The sequence below is a fragment of the Xanthomonas sp. NCPPB 3582 genome, assembly GCF_041475735.2.
Lineage (GTDB): Bacteria > Pseudomonadota > Gammaproteobacteria > Xanthomonadales > Xanthomonadaceae > Xanthomonas > Xanthomonas codiaei.
In genome coordinates, this window is the sequence record NZ_CM192968.1 from 2,179,560 (window position 1) to 2,198,485 (window position 18,926).

Consider the following 18,926-nt stretch of genomic DNA (forward strand, 5'->3'; position numbering starts at 1 on the left):
CCCGCCAAAACTTGAGCGCTTCGTCGCAGCCTGCGCGCGGCGCCTGCAGCGGCGTTCACCACAGCGCGTCGCGCAGCCGGTACCAGCTCATGGCGGCCACCAGCAGCGGGGTGCGCAGCCGCTGTCCGCCCGGGAACGGGCGGTGCGGAATGCGGGCGAACACGTCCAGGCGCCGGCTCTGGCCGGTGATGGCCTCGGCGATGACCTGGCCGGCCAGCCCGGTGGCGGCCACGCCGTGGCCGGAGAAGCCCTGTGCGAAATACAGGTTCGGCGCGAGCCGGCCCCAGTGCGGGGCGCGGTTGCGGGTGATGTCCACGTAGCCGCCCCATACGGTCTCCAGCGGCACGTCGCGCAGCTGCGGAAAGACGCTGTGCATGCGCCGGGTCATCAGGCGCTGCAGGCCCGGCGGCGGGCGCGACGAATAGCTGGCGCGCCCGCCGAACAGCAGCCGGTGATCGGCGCTGAGCCGGTAATAGTCCAGCGCCCAATTGGTATCGGCCACCGCCATGTCGTTGCCGATCAGTGCGCGCGCGCGCGCCGCGCCCAGCGGCGGCGTCGCGCCGACATAGGTGCCCACCGGCATGATGCGCTGCTCCAGCTGCGGGGCGATGCCGTGCAGCAAGGCGTTGCCGGCAATCACCCCGAAGTCCGCGGTGACGCTGCCCTGTGCGGTGTGCATCGTGACCTGTGCACCAGCGTCCTGCCGGATCACCGCCGAGTCCTCGAAGATCAGCACCCCGGCCGCCAGCGCGGCGCGCGCCAGGCCGAAGGCGTAGGCCAGCGGATGCAGGTGGCCGCTGGCCGCATCGAACATCGCGCCCAGGTACAGCGGGCTGTCCAGCACCTGGCGGGTGCGGGCGCGGTCCCACCACTCCAGCGGGTAGTCGTAGCGCTCGGCCATGCGCACGATGCCGTGCCGCAGGGCGCGTACCTGGCGCGGCTTCAGTGGCACGTGCGCATGCCCGTCGCGCCAGTCGCAGGTGATGGCGTGGCGCTGGATGCGCTGGCGCAGCAACTGCATGCCGTCGCGCGAGAAGTCGAACAGCAGGCGCGCATCGGCATCGCCGACCAGCGCTTCCAGCGTGTGCTGCTCGCAGCCGTAACCGACGATGGCCTGGCCGCCATTGCGCCCGGACGCGCCCCAGCCGATGCGCCGGGCCTCCAGCACGACGACCCGGTAGCCGGCTTCGGCCAGCGCCAGCGCGGCGGTCAGGCCGGTATAGCCGGCGCCCAGGATGCAGACATCGGCCTGCTGCGCGCCATGCAGGCGCGGCTGGGCGGGCAAGGCCGGCGCGCTGCGCGCATACCAGCTGTCCGGATAGCCGCTGTCCGGTGTTTCGCTGCTGGTTGCGGCCGGGCTGCCCATCACACGGTGCGCAGGTACCGGGCGTAATCCAGGTCCGGCACCAGCGCCTGGTAGTCGAACAGCTCACGCTGCTTCTGCTGGCCGAACACATGCTGGAACTGGGTGCCGAACTGGGCGCCGATGAAATCGCTGCCCAGGAACGCATCCACCGCGCCCTGCCAGGTGCGCGGGCGGAATACCGATTGCGCATAGGCATTGCCCACGATCGGCGCAGTGGGCTCGCCGGGCTGTCGCAAGCCGTCCAGCATGGCCGCCAGCACCGCGGCGGCCACCAGGTACGGGTTGGCATCGGCGCCGGCGATGCGGTGTTCGATACGGGTGTTGCGCGCATCGCTCTGCGGGATGCGCAGCGCTACGGTGCGGTTGTTGAAGCCCCAGCTGGCATCCAGCGGCACGAACGCATTGCTGACGAAGCGGCGGTAGCTGTTGGCATGCGGGGCGAACAGCAGCAGGCAGGCGTCGGCATGCCGCTGCAGCCCGGCAATGGCGTGCCGCAACGCGGCGGCCGGCGCGTCGGCACGGCCGGCCAGCACATTGTTCCCGTCGCCATCCAGCAGGCTCACATGCAGGTGCAGGCCGCTGCCGGCCTGCTCGGGGAAGGGCTTGGCCATGAAGCTGGCAAGCATGCCCTGCTGCTGCGCAATGGCCTTGATGGTGCGCTTGAGCAGGATCGCCTCGTCGCAGGCCGCCAGTGCATCGGCGCGGTGCTGCAGGTTGATCTCGAATTGGCCCGGTGCGTACTCGGCCACCGCGGTGTCGGCGGGAATGCCTTGCTGGCGGCATGCGGCGGTGACCGCATCGGTGAAGCTGCGCTGATCGTCCAGGTCCTGCAACGCATATACCTGGGTGATGGCGCTGCGGGCGCCAGTGACCGGGTCGCGCGGGGTCTGCGGGCGGCCCTGCGCATCGGGCACCGCATCGAACAGGTAGAACTCCAGTTCCACCGCAATCACCGGGATCACGCCCAGTGCGGCGAAGCCGGCCAATACGCGCTGCAGCACCGCGCGCGGCGCCACCTCGAACAGCTGGCCCTCGGGGGTGTGCATCGCCAGCAACAACTGCGCCATCGGCTGTGGTGCCCACGGCACCGGTCGCAGCGAGCCGGCGATCGGCCGGCAGATGCGGTCGGCATCGCCGATCGCATAGCCCAGCCCGGTCTCTTCCACGGTGTTGCCGGTGATGTCGGTGGCGATCAGCGACATCGGCAGGCACACGCCATCGCGGTACACCTTGCCCAGGGTGTCGGCGGTGATGCGCTTGCCGCGCAGCACGCCGTTGGTATCGGGCAACAGCAGGTCCACCGAGGCACAGCCGGGAATGCGCGCCAGGGTGGCGGCGTCGGCAGCGGGCAGGGACGCGACGGAGTTCTCGGAAGCCATGGGCACCACCTGCGAAGTCGCCGTCAGCCTAGCAAAGCGCGCGTGAGCCGTCGCAGGCGCGTGCCGCGGCCGCGGTGGCAATGGCGGCGGTAGCGCGGTAAGTTCGGATGCACCTGCCGTTCAACGCGCCGCATCGGGATGTCTGCATGGCTGTCGTACCGCTGGTCGGGCTGCCGACCGACCGCATCGCGCAGGCGCCGCATCCGTTCCTGGCGGCCGGCGAAAAATACGTGCGCGCGGTGGTGGAAGCGGCCGGGGCCATGCCGGTGCTGCTGCCCAGCCTGCAGCCCACGCTCGATGCCGCGGTGTGGCTGGAGCGCCTGGACGGCCTGTTGCTCACCGGGGCGGTCAGCAATATCGAGCCGCATCACTACAGCGACGAATCCAGCTGGGAGGGCAACCCTCACGATGCGGCCCGCGATGCCACCAGCCTGGTGATGATTCCGCAGGCGCTGGCGCGCGGCCTGCCGGTGCTGGCGATCTGCCGCGGCCTGCAGGAGGTGAACGTGGCGCTGGGCGGGCGCCTGCACCAGCGCGTGCATGACGTGCCCGGCCTGGCCGATCACCGCGAAGACCGCAGCGCTGCGCTGGAAGTGCAATACGGCCCCGCCCATCCGGTGCGGCTCCAGCCTGGCGGCTGGCTGGCCGGCATGAGCGGCGCCAGCGAGGTGATGGTCAATTCGCTGCACGGGCAGGGCATCGCCCGGCTTGCCGACGGGTTGCTGGTCGAAGCCACCGCACCGGATGGCCTGATCGAAGCCTTCCGCGGCCCGGGGCCGGGATTCCTGTTGGCGGTGCAGTGGCATCCGGAATGGCGTGTCACACAGCAACCGTTCTACCGTGCCATCTTCGAGGCCTTCGGCCACGCCTGTCGCCGTCATGCCGCCCAGCGCGGCCAGTGAGGTTGTATGTCGCTTCGCCAACGTTCGCGCATCGCCACGCCCAAGCAGCCGGAGAGCGCTTTGCGCCGCTGGCTCAAGGACCGTCACATCACCGAGGTGGAATGCCTGGTGCCGGACATCACCGGCAACGCGCGCGGCAAGATCATCCCGGCCGACAAGTTCTCCCACGACTACGGCACGCGGTTGCCGGAAGGCATCTTCGCCACCACCGTCACCGGCGACTTTCCCGACGACTACTACGCGCTGACCTCGCCATCGGATTCGGACATGCACCTGCGCCCGGATGCCTCCACCGTGCGCATGGTGCCATGGGCCGCCGACCCCACTGCGCAGGTGATCCACGATTGCTATACCAAGGATGGCCAGCCGCACGAGCTGGCGCCGCGCAATGTGTTGCGGCGCGTGCTCGATGCCTATGCGCAGGTCAAGCTGCAGCCGGTGGTGGCGCCGGAGCTGGAGTTCTTCCTGGTGCAGAAGAACACTGATCCGGATTTCCCGCTGCTGCCGCCGGCCGGCCGCTCGGGCCGGCCGGAGACCGCGCGGCAGTCGTATTCCATCGATGCGGTCAACGAGTTCGACCCGATCCTGGACCTGATGTACGACTACTGCGATGCAATGGAACTGGATGTGGACACCTTGATCCACGAATCCGGCGCCGCGCAGCTGGAAGTCAATTTCACCCATGCCGATGCCTTGTCGCGCGCCGACCAGGTGTTCCTGTTCAAGCGCACCATGCGCGAGGCCGCGCTGCGCCACGGCGTGTATGCGACCTTCCTGGCAAAACCAATGGAAACCGAGCCGGGCAGCGCGATGCACATCCACCAGAGCCTGTTGCACGCGGGCACCGGCAAGAACGTGTTCAGCGGCAAACGCGAAGGCGGCTTCAGCGACACCTTTGCGCACTATCTCGGTGGTTTGCAGAAATACATTCCGATGGCGATGGGGCTGCTGGCACCCAACGTCAATTCGTACCGGCGGCTGATGTTCGGCGAGGTGTCGCCGAGCAATGTGCTGTGGGGCTTCGACAATCGCACCTGCGGGCTACGGGTGCCGATCGATGCGCCGCAGAACATGCGGGTGGAAAGCCGCTTCGCCGGCTCCGACGCCAACCCGTATCTGGCGATGGCGGCGACCCTGGCCTGCGGGTTATTGGGTATCCGCGAAAAGCTCGAACCAACTGCGCCGGTCAGCAGCAATGGCAAGGAGCAGGGCTACGATCTGCCGCGCTCGTTGGGGGAGGCGCTGGATGGGTTGGAGGGATGCGAGGCATTGCAGGATATGTTGGGCGCGCGCTTTGTGCGGGCCTATATCTCGGTGAAGCGGAAGGAATATGAGACGTTCTTTCGGGTGATCAGCTCGTGGGAGCGGGAGTTCCTTTTGTTGAACGTGTGAGCGGCGTGGTCGAAACCGGGCGTTTCCCTTCTCCCATTGGGAGAAGGTGCCCGAAGGGCGGATGAGGGTATGGTGTCGGGTGGTGTTGAAGCGTGGCGTGGTTTGTGTGCTTGCGCGTTTCTGGGGATTCAAGTTTAAAGCAGAGCTTTCGCGCCTTTCGGGATTGCTTTTGGATATTTCAAACTAACGCAGAGCTTTCACGCCCTTCGGGCGCGAGTCACTTTCTTTGCTTGTGCAAAGAAGCGCTTTACGGCAGCCGCAGGCTGACCAAAGTAACCAAAGAAAGCACACCCCGTCCTCGCGCCCTACGCGCCTGCGGCGCTACGGGTGCGCAAGGCCGGCAGAAATTTTTGTAAGGGACATCCCTGTCCCTTACAAAAACGTCGCGCATCCATGCGCGCCGCCCTACGGGTTGTATCTGCCGGCCTTGCCGCTGCGGTATGGGGCTCCGGACAAGCGTAAGCAAAGCAAGGCAGGGTAAAGGAGGGCAAGCGCCGTTTTGCGCAACGCACGGAGGTGCGGCGCCATGCGCAGGCCAGGCGGTGCTGGGCAGGAGGCCGAAAGTGCGGTCGAAATGTGCAGGCCGCCTACGTCGCCAGACGTTTCCTTCTCCCATTGGGACATTGTCCTCCTTCATGGGGATAAGGTGACCGAAGGGCGGATGAGGGCGAGGTTAGCGGCAGAGGAAGTTCTCGCGGCCAAGCTGTCTGTCGGACGCGCACGGGCTTGGCGGAGCGCTCTGCAACACCGTCCACGGTCCGGCAACGGGGCCTGGGTATGCTCTTGATTCCTCACGCGTGGAGCAGGTCGTGGATTCTTCTGTGCTCAGGTCCCTGCAGCAGCTCGATGCGGCGCATCATCTGCATCCGTTCAACGACAACGCGGTGTTGGCGCAAAAAGGCACACGCATCCTGACGCGCGGTGAAGGCGTCTACGTGTGGGATGCCGACGGCAACAAGCTGCTGGATGCATTCGGCGGGTTGTGGTGCGTCAACGTAGGCTATGGGCGCACCGAGCTGGCCCGGGCAGCGGCGCGGCAGATGGAGCAGCTGGCGTACTACAACAGCTTCTTCCAGTGCACCACCGAGCCCACCATCCGCCTTGCCGCCAAGCTGGCGGAACTCACGCCGGGCGATCTGAACCATGCGTTCTTCGCCAACTCCGGGTCGGAGGCCAACGACACCATCCTGCGCCTGGTGCGGCATTTCTGGGCGGTGCAGGGGCAGCCGCAGAAGCAGGTCTTCATCGGTCGACACGATGGCTATCACGGCACCACCATGGCTGGCGCCAGCCTGGGCGGGATGCAGGGCATGCACAAGCAAGGAGGCTTGCCGATCCCTGGCATCGTGCATATCGCACCGCCGTATCACTTCGGCGATGGCGGCGACATGGATCCGCAGGACTACGGCCTGCTGGCGGCGCGCCGGCTGGAGGCGAAGATTCTCGAACTCGGGCCGGAAAACGTGGCTGCCTTCATCGGCGAGCCCATCATGGGCGCGATCGGTGTCTATATCCCGCCGCGCAGCTACTGGCCGGAGATCGAGCGCATTTGCCGGCACTACGACGTGTTGCTGGTGGCCGATGAAGTGATCTGCGGATTCGGGCGCACCGGGCCATGGTTCGGAGCCGAGTATTTCGGGTTTCAGCCGGATGTGATGACGCTGGCCAAGGGCATCACCTCCGGCTATATCCCGCTGGCGGCGGCGATGTTCAGCGATCGCGTGGCCGGAGTGCTCAAGCAGCAGGGCGGCGAGCTTGCACATGGCGGTACCTATGCCGGGCACCCGGTGTGCGCGGCGGTGGCGCTGGAGAATCTGCGCCTGCTGCAGGACGAGGGCATCGTGGACACTGCTCGCACGCAGATTGCGCCGTATCTGGCGCAGCGCTGGGCCGAGCTGGGTGAGCACCGGCTGGTGGGCGAGGCGCGCATCGCCGGGCTGGTTGGTGCGCTGGAATTGGTGCCGGACAAAAGCCGGCGTGGAACCTACTTTCCCGGGCGCGGGCGGGTCGGCGCGCTCTGCCGTGATTTCGCGCTGCAACGTGGGCTGATCCTGCGCGCCACCTACGACGCGATGCTGCTGTCGCCGCCGCTGATCATCACCCGCGCCCAGGTGGACGAGCTGTTCGACAAGGCCTGGGGCGCGCTGGACGACACCGCACACGCGCTGGGCAGGTAAGCGACAGCGACGCATCGCCGGCGCGGCAGCAGCACTCGCTGCAGGAGCATCCTGCGTCCGCTGCCACGGCAGTGCAGGGTCTGGCCTGCCGATCGGCGGCACGGCATCGGTTACTGCGAACGCGCCTGCGGGCGGCCAGCATGCTACCCCGTGCATGGTCAGCGCACCTCCCGGCCGGCCCCGCTGGGCAAACCTGGGCACGGTGGGTAGTCTGGCGGCAGGCCGGCCCCGCGCCGGGCCGCCCCATTGCGCTGGAGACCCATATGACGCTGCGACTGCTCGCACTGACGCTGTCCATCACCCTGTTGTCCGGCTGTGGCGGCGGTGGCGCCCCGGGCAAAGCCGACGCGCAGGCCAAGGTGCTCAACGTCTACAACTATTCCGACTACATCGCCGAAGACACCATTCCGGCATTCGAAAAGAGCACCGGCATCAAGGTCACCTACGACGTGTTCGACAGCGACGAGATGGTGGAAACCAAGTTGCTGGCCGGCGGCAGCGATTACGACGTGGTGGTGCCCACGCTCAATTTCTTCGGCCGGCAGATCCAGGCCGGCGTGTTCCTGCCGCTGGACAAGAGCAAGATCCCCAACCTGGCCAATCTGGACCCGGAGGTGATGCGCCGCATCGCTGCGCAGGACCCGGGCAATGTCTATGGCGTGCCCTACATGATCGGCACCACCGGCATCGGCTACAACGTCGACAAGCTCAAGGCGATCTTCGGCAGCACCGAGGTGGCCAACAGCTGGGATCTGGTGTTCAAGCCGGACAACCTGTCCAGGCTCAAGGACTGCGGCGTGACCATCCTGGACACGCCCTCGGACATGATTCCGATCGCCCTCAATTACCTGGGCCTGGACCCGCACAGCACGGTGCCGGCCGAGATCGAAAAGGCCGCCGCGCTGATCAAGGCCATTCGCCCGTATGTGCAGAATTTCCACTCCAGCCAGTACGTGACGTCGCTGGCCAACGGCAATACCTGCCTGGCGGTGGGCTGGTCGGGCGACATCATCCAGGCGCGCGATCGCGCCGTGGAAGCCGGCAACACCGTCAAGGTGGCCTACGCGATCCCGAAGGAAGGCGCGCCGCAATGGTTCGACATGCTGGCCATTCCCAAGGATGCCAAGCATCCGGACAACGCCTACGCCTTCATCAACTACCTGTTGAAGCCCGAGGTGGCCGCGGCCAATACCAACTTCATCCACTACGCCAACCCGGTGCGTACCGCCACGCCGCTGGTGGATGCGGCGATCCGCAACGATCCCACCATCTATCCGCCGCCGGAGGTGACCGCCAAGATGTTCACCTACGCGATCAATCCGCCGGACGTGGACCGCCTGTACACGCGGTTGTGGACCGAGATCAAGACCGGCCGCTGACTGCACCGCCCGCCTGTGCGGCGGCCGGGTGGGCGTCGTCGTTGCCCGGAAGCTTCGCCCTGGTTCCTGCGCGTCGTGCATCTCCATGCGCCCCCCCGCGACGGGGTGCCGGCCGCTCCAAGGTCCATGTGCCAGACACCGGCGCGGCGCAGGCCGTTGCATCCCAATAAAAAACCCATCCTGGTCGCTGACACTTCCAACCTGGTCGCAAGGGCGCGCGGTCGGTACTGCGGCGTCCGGTCGTCGCGGGCCGGCTGCCCGTCGCGCCACCGACCCATCCGGCGCACTGGCCTGCACAAGCCCAGCGCCGGCTGACCGGACTCGTCACACTATCTGTACTGGCGGGTTTAAATAATTGTATGGTTTCGCCGCGCTCGCTTGCGCCGCTGCTGCGGCATGCCCTGGCGCGCCTCGCCCACGACACACAGGACGTTTCCTTTGAGCAACCAAGACCACCCGTCCAATGATGGCCGCGACTCGTCCGCCGATGCCCAGGGCGCTGAGGCCCAGCAGCCGCCAAAGCCGTCGCCGCTGAAGAATCCCAAGGTCAGATGGACCCTGATCCTGGTGGGCGTGCTGGTGCTGGTGCTGCTGGTGGTCTGGTTGGCCTATTACCTGGTCAAGGGCCGCTACATGCAGGACACCAACAACGCCTACCTGCAGGCCGACTCGGTGGCGGTGGCGCCGCGCGTCAGCGGCTATGTGACCAAGGTGCTGGTGGGCGACAACCAGATCGTGGAGGCCGGCCAGCCGCTGCTGCAGATCGATGACCGCACCTACCAGGCCACCCTGCAGCAGGCCGAGGCGGCCATTGCCGCACGCCAGGCCGACATCGTGGCCGCCACTGCCAATGTCGCCGGCCAGGAAGCGGCGCTGGTGCAGGCGCGGACCCAGGTGACCTCGGCCGCGGCCAGTCTCAGGTTCGCCCAGGCCGAAGTGAAGCGCTTCGCGCCACTGGCGGCCTCCGGCGCCGACACCCACGAGCACCAGGAAAGCCTGCAGCACGAACTGGCCCGCGCCCGCGCCCAGTACGAGGCCGCACAGGCGCAGGCCAGCGGGGCGCAGAGCCAGATCCAGGCCAGCCGCGCGCAGCTGGAACAGGCCCAGGCCGGCCTGAAGCAAGCCACCGCCGATGCCGACCAGGCACGGGTGGCAGTGGAAGACACCCGCCTGACCAGCCGCATCCACGGCCGGGTCGGCGACAAGACCGTGCAGGAAGGTCAGTTCCTGGCCGCCGGCACCCGCACCATGACCATCGTGCCGCAGGAGTCGCTGTACCTGGTCGCCAATTTCAAGGAAACCCAGGTCGGCCTGATGCGTCCCGGCCAGCCTGCCGAGATCGAGGTGGATGCGCTGTCGGGCGTGAAGCTGCACGGCAAGGTCGAAAGCCTGTCGCCGGGTACCGGCTCGCAATTCGCGCTGTTGCCGCCGGAAAACGCCACCGGCAACTTCACCAAGGTGGTGCAGCGGGTGCCGGTGCGTATCCGCGTGCTGGCCGGCGCCGAGGCGCGCAAGGTGCTGGTGCCGGGCATGTCGGTGGAAGTGACGGTGGATACCCGTTCGGCCAAGGACGCCAAGCAACGCGCCGAAGCAGAATCCGAGCGCGTGCAGGAGCAGGAGCGCGCGCGATGAGCGCAGCGGCCGCCACCGGCCAGGGCGCCGGCGGCAGCGTCGGTCGCGAAAAGGCCGATCCGGGCGCATGGCTGGCGGTGCTGGCCGGCACCATCGGCTCGTTCATGGCCACGCTGGACATCTCCATCGTCAATGCGGCCCTGCCCACCATCCAGGGCGAGGTGGGCGCCAGCGGCACCGAAGGCACCTGGATCTCCACCGCCTACCTGGTGGCCGAGATCATCATGATCCCGTTGACCGGCTGGTTCGTGCGCACCCTGGGCCTGCGCAACTTCCTGCTGATCTGCGCGGTGATGTTCACTGCGTTCTCGGTGGTGTGCGGCCTGTCGACCTCGTTGCCGATGATGATCATCGGCCGCGTGGGGCAGGGCCTGGCCGGCGGCGCGCTGATTCCCACCGCGCTGACCATCGTGGCCACCCGGCTGCCGCCCAGCCAGCAGACCATGGGTACCGCGCTGTTCGGCATGACCGTGATCATGGGGCCGGTGATCGGCCCGCTGCTAGGCGGCTGGCTGACCGAGAACGTCAGTTGGCACTACGCCTTCTTCATCAACGTGCCGATCTGCGCGGGCCTGGTGGCGCTGCTGCTGCTGGGGCTGGAACACGAGAAGGGCAACTGGGCCGGTCTGCTCGATGCCGACTGGCTGGGCATCTACGGCCTCACGGCCGGGCTGGGCGGGCTCACCGTGGTGCTGGAGGAGGGCCAGCGCGAACGCTGGTTCGAATCCAGCGAGATCAACACGCTGAGCCTGATCGCCTTGAGCGGTTTCATTGCGTTGATCGTCGGCCAGTTCCGCAAGCGCGCACCGGTCATCCACCTGTCGCTGCTGTTGCATCGCAGCTTCGGTGCGGTGTTCATCATGATCATGGCAGTAGGCATGATCCTGTTCGGCGTGATGTACATGATCCCGCAGTTCCTGGCGGTGATCTCCGGCTACAACACCGAGCAGGCCGGCTACGTATTGCTGCTGTCCGGGCTGCCGACCGTGCTGCTGATGCCGATGATGCCCAAGCTGCTGGACGTGGTGGACGTGCGCATCCTGGTGATCGCCGGCCTGCTGTGCTTCGCTGCCGCCTGCTTCGTCAATCTGGAGCTGACCGCCGACACGGTGGGCATGCATTTCGTCGCCGGGCAGCTGCTGCAGGGCTGCGGGCTGGCGCTGGCGATGATGTCGCTCAACCAGGCGGCCATTTCCTCGGTGCCTCCGGAACTGGCCGGCGACGCCTCGGGGCTGTTCAATGCCGGTCGCAACCTGGGCGGTTCGGTCGGCTTGGCGCTGATCTCCACCTTCCAGGAGCGGCGCATGACCTTCCACACCGAAACCATCGGCAGTTCGATCACCGCCAACGCCCCGCGCGCGCAGGAGGCGCTGGCCGGCCTGAGCGCGCAGATGCAGGGCAGCGCCGGGGGCGAGGCGGCGATTCGTTCCATCGCGCAGTTTGCGCGGGTGGTGCAACAGCAGGCGCTGGTGATGACCTACAGCGACCTGTTCTGGATCTTCGGCATGATCGTGGTGTGCACGATCCCGCTGGCCTTTTTGCTCAAGCCGTTACCCAAGGGGACGCACCTTGCGATGCATTGATTCCATGCGCCTGCTCCGCCTGCCGCTGGCCGCGGCGTTGAGTGCCGTCGTACTCGGCGGCTGCATGCTCGGCCCCAATTACACCAAGGCCCCCCCGGTGGCCGATGCGGCCATGCAGGCCCCGACGCTGCATCGCGCCAGCGGCGCGGAAGTGGTAGCCGCCGCACCGTTGAACCACTGGTGGGAAGAACTGCACGACCCGACCCTGACCCAGCTGGTGACCCAGGCGCTGGCCGACAGCCCCAATCTGCGTGCCGCGCAGGCACGCCTGCAGGCCAATCGCGCATTGGCCCGCCAGCGCCGCGCCGAGCGTCTGCCCAAGCTCAACGCCAGCGCGGTGTATGCGTATGCCGAACCGCCGCAGTCCATCGTGGACACGCTGGGCGGCCTGCAGAACGGCCAGCAGGGCCAGCCGCCCGCGCAAGGCAGCCAGGCGCTGGATCTGGAAAAGACCGAGATCTACAGCGCCGGCTTCGATGCCAGCTGGGAGCTGGACTTCTTCGGCCGCCGCCGCCGCGCCGCCGAAGGCGCGCTGGCCCAGGCGCAGGCCTCCGAGGCCGAACTGGCCGATGCGCAGGTGCAGCTGGCCGCCGAGGTCGGGCAGGTGTACCTCAACTACCGTGGGTTGCAGGCGCGGCTGGCGATCGCCGATGCCAACCTGGACAAGATCCGCCAAACGCTGCAGCTGGTACAGCAACGCCGGAGCCAGGGCGCCGCGTCGGACCTGCAGGTCGAACAGATCGCCACCCAGGTGCAGCAGCAGCAAGCGCAACGCCTGCCATTGCAGATGCAGGCGCAGGAAGCGCAGGACCAGCTGGCGCTGATGGTCGGGCGCGAGCCCGGCGCGCTGGATGCCCAGTTGAGCACGCCCCAGCCGCTACCAATGCTGCCGACGCAGGTGCGCGTGGACGATGCCGGTGCGCTGATCCGCCGTCGCCCGGACGTGCGCAAGGCCGAGCGCGAGCTGGCTGCCTCCAGCGCGCAGATCGGCGAGGCCTTGAATGGCTATTTCCCGCAGGTGACCCTGCTGGGCGGCCTGAGCTGGGTGGCCGGCTCACCCAGCGATTTCAATTCCGATGCGCGCACCGTCCTGGCGGCGCCGATGCTGCGCTGGTCGATCTTCGATTTCGGCAAGACCCGCGCGCAGGTCGACCAAGCGCGCGCCGGCAACGCCGGGCGCGAAGCGGCCTACGAGGCGGCGGTGCTGGGCGCCTTGCAGGACGCCAATGCGGCGCTGTCGCGTTTCGGCTCGGCGCGCAAGCAACTGGTGGTCGCGCGCCAGGCCGAAGCCTCGGCCACGCGCTCGGCCGGGCTGATGCAGCAACGCCGCGATGCCGGCGCGACCTCCTCGATCGACCTGCTGGATGTGCAGCGCCAGCAACTCTCGGCGCAGGACGCCGCCGCGCAGGCGCAGGTGCAGTTGCTGGTGAACTATGTGGCCTTGCAGAAGAGCCTGGGGCTGGGCTGGAGCGAGGCGCCGCAGGAAACGCGCTGAGGCATCCGGCCGCTCGTTGAGCGCGGATGCCGGCCGTGTCGAGGCGGTTGCCCCGGAGGTCGTGGATGCGTTCGCTGCCGGCGGGGGCGAACCGGCGCTGTCGCTGTATACGCCGTCGCCGTCGCGCAACGGCGAGCGTGAAAGGCGGTCGGCGAAAGCGACATGCGCGTCTCGCCCGCACCGCGATGGCCACATGGTTGTCGCCGCGTTTCGGGTCCCTCGCAGTTCGCAAGGATGTCTGCCATGGCGCAGTGAGTCGGCGTGGGTGCGCCCGACCTGGTCGCCGCGCCTGTGGGGGACTGTCGGCGGCGTGGTGGAGGGTCTTCGGAACAGTGTCGCAGCCAGGTCCGCTGCTACGCCATACCGCTGCGGTATAGGCGCAGGCCATGCGCCACGCGGTCGCGTGCGTCATGCGTCATGTGTCCGGCAGTCGACAGCGATGGGCGATGCGTGGCTTTGCGCCGCGATCGGCCGGGTAGCCTGCAGGCGAATCCGGCTTTTGTCATGATGGCGCGCAGACTCCGTGCATGGCGCCCGCGCCTGCCGCCATCGAGAGAACCCATGTCACTGCCCGAGGCCATGTCGCCACCCTCCAGCCCCGCCGATGCCGGTTATTTGTCCATCGACGCGGTGCGCAAGGAGTTCGACGGCTTCGTTGCCGTGGACGATGTCAGCCTGCAGATCCGCAAGGGCGAAATCTTCGCGTTGCTGGGCGGGTCGGGCAGCGGCAAATCCACCTTGCTGCGTTGCCTGGCCGGTTTCGAGCGGCCGACCAGCGGGCGCATCACCCTCGATGGTCAGCCCATCGACGCGCTGCCGCCGTACGAGCGCCCGATCAACATGATGTTCCAGTCGTATGCGCTGTTCCCGCACATGAGCGTGGAGCAGAACATCGCCTTCGGGCTGAAGCAGGAAGGCTTGCCCAAGACCGCCATCGCCACCCGTGTCGGCGAGATGCTGGAGTTGGTGCAGCTGGGCGCGCTGGCCCGGCGCAAGCCGCATCAGTTGTCCGGCGGCCAGCAGCAACGGGTGGCGCTGGCGCGCTCGCTGGCCAAGCGGCCCAAGCTGCTGTTGCTGGACGAGCCGATGGGCGCGCTGGACAAGAAGCTGCGTTCGCAGATGCAGCTGGAACTGGTCAACATCATCGAGACCTCCGGCGTCACCTGCGTGATGGTCACCCACGATCAGGAAGAGGCGATGACCATGGCCACGCGCATCGCGCTGATGGACCAGGGCTGGATCCAGCAGGTCGGCACCCCGGACGAAATCTACGAACAGCCGGCCAATCGCTTCGCCGCCGAGTTCATCGGTTCGGTGAATCTGGTCGATGCGGTCATTGCCGAGGACCAACCGGACTACGTCGCCTTGAAGACGCCTGCGTTCGATGCGCCGATCCGCATCGGTCACGGCATCACCGGCTTCGAAGGGCAGGCAGTGGCGTTTGCGCTGCGCCCGGAAAAGCTCGCCATCGGCAAGGACGAGCCGGCGCAGGCCTGCAACAAGGCGCAGGGCGTGATCGAGGACATCGCCTATTTCGGCAGCCACTCGGTGTATCACGTGCGCCTGCCCAGCGGGGTCAAGCTGATGGCCAACTTCGCCAATCGCCAGCGCTGGGCCAGCGAAGCGCTGACCTGGGGCGATGCGGTGTGGGTGGGGTGGGGCGAGGACGACGGCGTGGTGCTCACCGCATGAGAGCGGCCAGCAAAACTACTGCGCAGCCGCCAGGGGGGCGCAGCCGGTGCTCGGAATCCTCATGTACCACCCGTACACTGCGGTTCCTCCGCGCCGTCCGCACCCCCCTGGCGACTGCTCGCTACGTTTTGCTAACCACTCTCCGCCGCGGGGTGCCGGGCGCGCGCTGGGGCGTGATCGCCGCGCCGTATCTCTGGCTACTGGTGTTCTTCGCGATCCCGTTCCTGATCGTGTTGAAGATCTCGTTTGCCGAGCGCGCCACCGCGATGCCGCCGTACACGCCGCTGTTCGCGTATGCGGCCGATGGCGCGGTGAGCGTCAAGCTGCATCTGGGCAATTACCTGGTGCTGTTGCGCGACAGCCAGTACGTGGCCGCGTACCTGAGTTCGATCAGGATCGCGGCGATTTCCACCGCACTGGCGTTGTTGATCGGTTACCCGATGGCATATGTAATCGCGCGCCTGCCGCTGGCCACGCGCAACGTGGCGATGATGCTGGTGGTGCTGCCGTCGTGGACCTCGTTCCTGATCCGCGTCTACGCCTGGATCGGCATCCTCGATGGCAATGGCCTGCTCAATCAGGCGTTGCTGGCGATCGGTGTGATCCGGCAGCCGCTGCAGTTGCTGTACACGCCGATCGCCGCCTACATCGGCATCGTCTATTGCTACCTGCCTTTCATGGTGTTGCCGCTGTACGCCAATCTGGTCAAGCACGACCACCGGCTGCTGGAAGCGGCCTACGACCTGGGCGCGCGTCCGTGGCAGGCGTTCGTGCGCATCACCTTGCCGCTGTCGCGCAACGGCATCGTGGCCGGCTGCATGCTGGTGATGATTCCGGCGGTGGGCGAGTTCGTCATTCCGGAAATGCTGGGCGGCCCGAATACCTTGATGATCGGGCGCGTGTTGTGGGGCGAATTCTTCAACAACCGCGACTGGCCGGTGGCCGCGGCCGTGGCCACCGTCATGCTGGTGGTGCTGCTGGTGCCGATCGTGATCTTCCACCGTTACCAGCAGCGCGAGTTGGAAGGGCGGCTGACATGATGCGCGCCTCGCGCGGTGGCCGCGTACTGGGGGGCGGCATCCTGGCGCTGGGGTTCGGCTTTCTGTATCTGCCGATCCTGTTGCTGATGGTGTATTCGTTCAACGCCTCGCGCCTGGCCACGGTGTGGGGCGGCTTTTCCACCCGCTGGTATGGCGAGCTGCTGCGCGACCGGCAACTGCTGGACGCGGCCTGGGTCAGCCTGGAGGTGGCGTTCTGGACCGCCTGCGCATCGACCGTGCTCGGCACCATGGCGGCCATGGCGATGGTGCGCATGCGCCGGTTTCCGGGCAAGACCGTGTTCGGCGCACTGATCACCGCGCCGCTGGTGATGCCGGAAGTCATCATCGGGCTGTCGATCCTGTTGCTGCTGGTCTCGATGGGCGGCGTGCTCGGCATCGCACCACGCGGCGCAGTGGCGATCTGGGTGGCGCATGTCACCTTCACCGTGTCGTTCGTGACGGTGGTGATTTCCTCGCGCCTGCAGGAACTGGACCGCTCGCTGGAAGAGGCCGCGAAGGACCTGGGCGCCACGCCACTGAAGGTGTTCTTCCTGATCACCTTGCCGATCATCGCCCCGGCCCTGGCCTCGGGCTGGCTGCTGGCATTCACGCTGTCGCTGGACGATGTGGTGATCGCCAGCTTCCTGGCCGGGCCCAGTTCCACCACGCTGCCGATCAAGGTGTTCTCGTCGGTGCGGCTGGGCATCAGCCCGAAGATCAACGCCCTGGCCACCCTGATGGTGCTGGCGGTCTCGATCGCCGCGGTGATCGGCTGGTGGCTGCTGGCGCGCAGCGAAAAACGTCGCCTGCGCGATCAGCAGCTGGCGCAGCAAGCGACCGCCTGAGCGCGCATCCGCGTTGATGCGGCGGGGCGTCTCGAACAAAGGCGCATCCAGGCAGACACGCGCTGGTGCCAAGGACAACCAGAACCATCGAATTCCGGCGCATTGTCGTGGTCGTCCATGAGTGGAGCTGCCAGTGCGCGATGCTGGAGCATCCTGCGCGGTTGAAGCATGGTCGAGGGCAGGCGTCTTTCCGTCCCGTTGTCCTGCAAGTGCTCTTCAGCGGTCATGTGGCTTGCGTCGCACGATGGAGGTGCGGCATTGCGTCGCGGCAGCGGCAAACACAGCGTTGCACCGATTTCAGGCGGTTGTGACGCGGCTACAACTTTCCGGCGACTAGCATGGCGGCCTTGCTACTGGAGAACGCCATGTCCTACGACACCGTCAACCCGGCCACTGGCCAGGTCGAGCACACCCAGCACACCCTGGACGCTGCCGGCATCGAAGCACGCCTGGCCGCATCGGCCAAGGCGTTTCCGGCCTGGGCGGCCTTGCCGCTAGCCGAGCGCGGCGCGCTGCTGCGCCGTGTGGGCGAAGAGCTGACCCGTCGGCGCGAGGATCTGCAACGCATCATGACCGCGGAGATGGGCAAGCTGCGCGCCGAAGCCCTGGCCGAAGTGGACAAGTGCGCGCAGGCCTGCGCGTACTACGCCGAGCACGCGGCCGATTACCTGGCACCGCGCCAAATCCCTACCGAGGCGCAATCGAGTTACGTGCGCTACGAGCCGCTGGGCTGCGTGTTCGCGGTGATGCCGTGGAATTTTCCGTTGTGGCAGGCATTCCGGTTCCTGGCCCCGGGCCTGATGGCCGGCAACGTGTCGCTGCTCAAGCACGCCAGCAATGTGCCGCGCTGCGCCGATGCCATGAAGCAGGTGCTGGACGCTGCCGGCATTCCGCCTGGCGTGTTCGATGTGTTGCATATCGACAACGACCAGGCAGCGGACGTGTTGCGCGACGATCGCGTTGCCGCGGTGACCTTGACCGGCAGCGAACGCGCCGGCCGCTCGCTGGCGGCCAATGCCGGCGAGCAACTGAAGAAATGCGTGATGGAACTGGGTGGCAGCGATGCCTTCATCGTGCTGGACGATGCGCAGCTGGAGCACACGGTGGAATCGGCGGTGCAGTCGCGCTTCGACAACAGTGGGCAGACCTGCATCGCGGCCAAGCGCTTCATCGTGGTGGATGCCATCGCCGACCAGTTCATCGAGCGCTTCGTCGCCGCTGCGTCCAAGCGCGTGCTCGGCGATCCGCAGCAGGAAAGCACCACGCTGGCGCCGATGGCGCGTGCCGACCTGCGCGATGAATTGCACAAGCAGGTGCAGGCCAGCGTGGAGAAGGGCGCCAAGGTGCTGCTGGGCGGCGAACCGGTGGCCGGGTCCTACGCCGGCTACCCGGCCACCATCCTCGACCGCGTCGCGCCCGGCATGCCGGCCTACCACGAAGAATTCTTCGGGCCGGTCGCCTCCATCATCCGCGTCGCCGACGAAGCGCAGGCCGTGCGTGTGGCCAACGACACCAGCTTCGGCCTGGGCGGCAGCGTGTGGACCGCAGACCCCAAGCGCGGCGAACGCATCGCCCAGCAGCTGCAATGCGGTGCGGCTTTCATCAACTCGGTGGTCAAGAGCGATGTGCGGCTGCCGTTCGGTGGCATCAAACGCTCGGGCTTCGGCCGCGAGCTGGCCGATCACGGTATCCATGAGTTCATGAATATCAAGACGGTCTATGTGGCTTGAGGGCCGGGATTGGTGATTCGGGATTTGGGATTGGCAAAGGCCAGGACGCTTCCTTCTCCCGCCGGGAGAAGGTGCCCGAAGGGCGGAGGAGGGGGCACATGAGGTGCTGGTTGACCCGCGCACTCTGTGGCTTGAGGGTCGGGATTGGTGATTCGGGATTTGGGATTCGCAAAGGCCAGGCGCTTCCGTCTCCCGCCGGGAGAAGGTGCCCGAAGGGCGGATGAGGGGGCACATGAGGTGCTGGTTGACCCGCGCGTGGGCAAGAAGACACCAGCAGACATTGAACAGTCTGGGTGAAACGATCACGCTGGATC

13 protein-coding genes and 1 other RNA gene are annotated in these 18,926 nt (G+C 67.1%); 12 read left to right on the forward strand and 2 right to left on the reverse strand.

What is annotated here, in order from left to right; genetic code table 11:
- Positions 1–55: 55 nt before the first annotated feature.
- A complete protein-coding gene (locus tag ACCQ05_RS09210; protein WP_372393575.1) occupies positions 56–1,366 on the reverse strand; it encodes an NAD(P)/FAD-dependent oxidoreductase in 1,311 nt (436 codons plus the stop codon).
- The gene (locus ACCQ05_RS09215) at positions 1,366–2,745 is read right to left on the reverse strand and encodes a glutamine synthetase family protein (protein WP_372393576.1); all 1,380 of its coding nucleotides are present in this window, start codon (positions 2,743–2,745) and stop codon (positions 1,366–1,368) included. The genes ACCQ05_RS09210 and ACCQ05_RS09215 overlap by 1 nt, the downstream gene beginning before the upstream one ends.
- 146 nt (positions 2,746–2,891) lie before the next feature.
- Here ACCQ05_RS09215 and ACCQ05_RS09220 point away from each other — a divergent pair, with 146 nt between their 5' ends.
- From ACCQ05_RS09220 to ACCQ05_RS09275, 12 genes are all read left to right on the forward strand, one after another.
- Positions 2,892–3,647: a gamma-glutamyl-gamma-aminobutyrate hydrolase family protein gene (locus ACCQ05_RS09220; protein ID WP_372393577.1), complete on the forward strand. Its 756-nt coding sequence runs from the start codon at positions 2,892–2,894 to the stop codon at positions 3,645–3,647.
- A 6-nt stretch (positions 3,648–3,653) separates the two neighbouring features.
- Complete coding sequence (locus ACCQ05_RS09225) at positions 3,654–5,039, forward strand: glutamine synthetase family protein (protein WP_372393578.1); 1,386 nt, start codon at positions 3,654–3,656, stop codon at positions 5,037–5,039.
- Positions 5,040–5,848: 809 nt separating this feature from the next.
- A complete protein-coding gene (locus ACCQ05_RS09230; protein WP_372393579.1) occupies positions 5,849–7,216 on the forward strand; it encodes an aspartate aminotransferase family protein in 1,368 nt (455 codons plus the stop codon).
- Positions 7,217–7,479: 263 nt separating this feature from the next.
- Positions 7,480–8,595, forward strand: a complete 1,116-nt coding sequence (locus ACCQ05_RS09235; RefSeq protein WP_372393580.1) for a polyamine ABC transporter substrate-binding protein — start codon at positions 7,480–7,482, stop codon at positions 8,593–8,595.
- 438 nt (positions 8,596–9,033) lie between these two features.
- Positions 9,034–10,227, forward strand: a complete 1,194-nt coding sequence (locus ACCQ05_RS09240; RefSeq protein WP_372393581.1) for an HlyD family secretion protein — start codon at positions 9,034–9,036, stop codon at positions 10,225–10,227.
- Positions 10,224–11,810 (forward strand): MDR family MFS transporter, encoded by a 1,587-nt coding sequence (locus ACCQ05_RS09245; protein ID WP_104540329.1) that lies wholly within the window; start codon positions 10,224–10,226, stop codon positions 11,808–11,810. The genes ACCQ05_RS09240 and ACCQ05_RS09245 overlap by 4 nt, the downstream gene beginning before the upstream one ends.
- Positions 11,811–11,814: 4 nt before the next feature.
- Positions 11,815–13,305 carry an efflux transporter outer membrane subunit gene (locus ACCQ05_RS09250; RefSeq protein WP_228964491.1) on the forward strand — a complete coding sequence of 497 codons (1,491 nt, stop codon included), beginning with the start codon at positions 11,815–11,817 and terminating at the stop codon, positions 13,303–13,305.
- 561 nt (positions 13,306–13,866) lie between these two features.
- Entirely contained in the window at positions 13,867–14,997 is a 1,131-nt protein-coding gene (locus ACCQ05_RS09255; RefSeq protein ID WP_228964492.1) for an ABC transporter ATP-binding protein, read from the forward strand.
- 61 nt (positions 14,998–15,058) lie between these two features.
- A non-coding RNA gene (locus tag ACCQ05_RS09260) (sX9 sRNA) lies at positions 15,059–15,134 on the forward strand.
- On the forward strand, positions 15,126–16,037 hold the full coding sequence (locus tag ACCQ05_RS09265) for an ABC transporter permease subunit (RefSeq protein WP_372393582.1): 912 nt from the start codon (positions 15,126–15,128) through the stop codon (positions 16,035–16,037). The genes ACCQ05_RS09260 and ACCQ05_RS09265 overlap by 9 nt, the downstream gene beginning before the upstream one ends.
- On the forward strand, positions 16,034–16,882 hold the full coding sequence (locus ACCQ05_RS09270) for an ABC transporter permease subunit (protein WP_372393583.1): 849 nt from the start codon (positions 16,034–16,036) through the stop codon (positions 16,880–16,882). Before ACCQ05_RS09265 ends, ACCQ05_RS09270 begins: the two co-directional genes overlap by 4 nt.
- 365 nt (positions 16,883–17,247) lie before the next feature.
- Entirely contained in the window at positions 17,248–18,612 is a 1,365-nt protein-coding gene (locus ACCQ05_RS09275) for an NAD-dependent succinate-semialdehyde dehydrogenase (protein WP_372393584.1), read from the forward strand.
- Positions 18,613–18,926: the final 314 nt, after the last annotated feature.

What these genes read in the sequence shown, in the direction of transcription:
- ACCQ05_RS09210 (WP_372393575.1), bottom strand. Translation starts at nt 1,366, where the DNA reads ATGGGCAGCCCGGCCGCAACCAGCAGCGAAACACCGGACAGCGGCTAT.
- ACCQ05_RS09225 (WP_372393578.1), top strand. Translation starts at nt 3,654, where the DNA reads ATGTCGCTTCGCCAACGTTCGCGCATCGCCACGCCCAAGCAGCCGGAG.
- ACCQ05_RS09275 (WP_372393584.1), top strand. Translation starts at nt 17,248, where the DNA reads ATGTCCTACGACACCGTCAACCCGGCCACTGGCCAGGTCGAGCACACC.
- ACCQ05_RS09215 (WP_372393576.1), bottom strand. Translation starts at nt 2,745, where the DNA reads ATGGCTTCCGAGAACTCCGTCGCGTCCCTGCCCGCTGCCGACGCCGCC.
- ACCQ05_RS09270 (WP_372393583.1), top strand. Translation starts at nt 16,034, where the DNA reads ATGATGCGCGCCTCGCGCGGTGGCCGCGTACTGGGGGGCGGCATCCTG.
- ACCQ05_RS09220 (WP_372393577.1), top strand. Translation starts at nt 2,892, where the DNA reads ATGGCTGTCGTACCGCTGGTCGGGCTGCCGACCGACCGCATCGCGCAG.
- ACCQ05_RS09235 (WP_372393580.1), top strand. Translation starts at nt 7,480, where the DNA reads ATGACGCTGCGACTGCTCGCACTGACGCTGTCCATCACCCTGTTGTCC.
- ACCQ05_RS09255 (WP_228964492.1), top strand. Translation starts at nt 13,867, where the DNA reads ATGTCACTGCCCGAGGCCATGTCGCCACCCTCCAGCCCCGCCGATGCC.
- ACCQ05_RS09250 (WP_228964491.1), top strand. Translation starts at nt 11,815, where the DNA reads ATGCGCCTGCTCCGCCTGCCGCTGGCCGCGGCGTTGAGTGCCGTCGTA.
- ACCQ05_RS09245 (WP_104540329.1), top strand. Translation starts at nt 10,224, where the DNA reads ATGAGCGCAGCGGCCGCCACCGGCCAGGGCGCCGGCGGCAGCGTCGGT.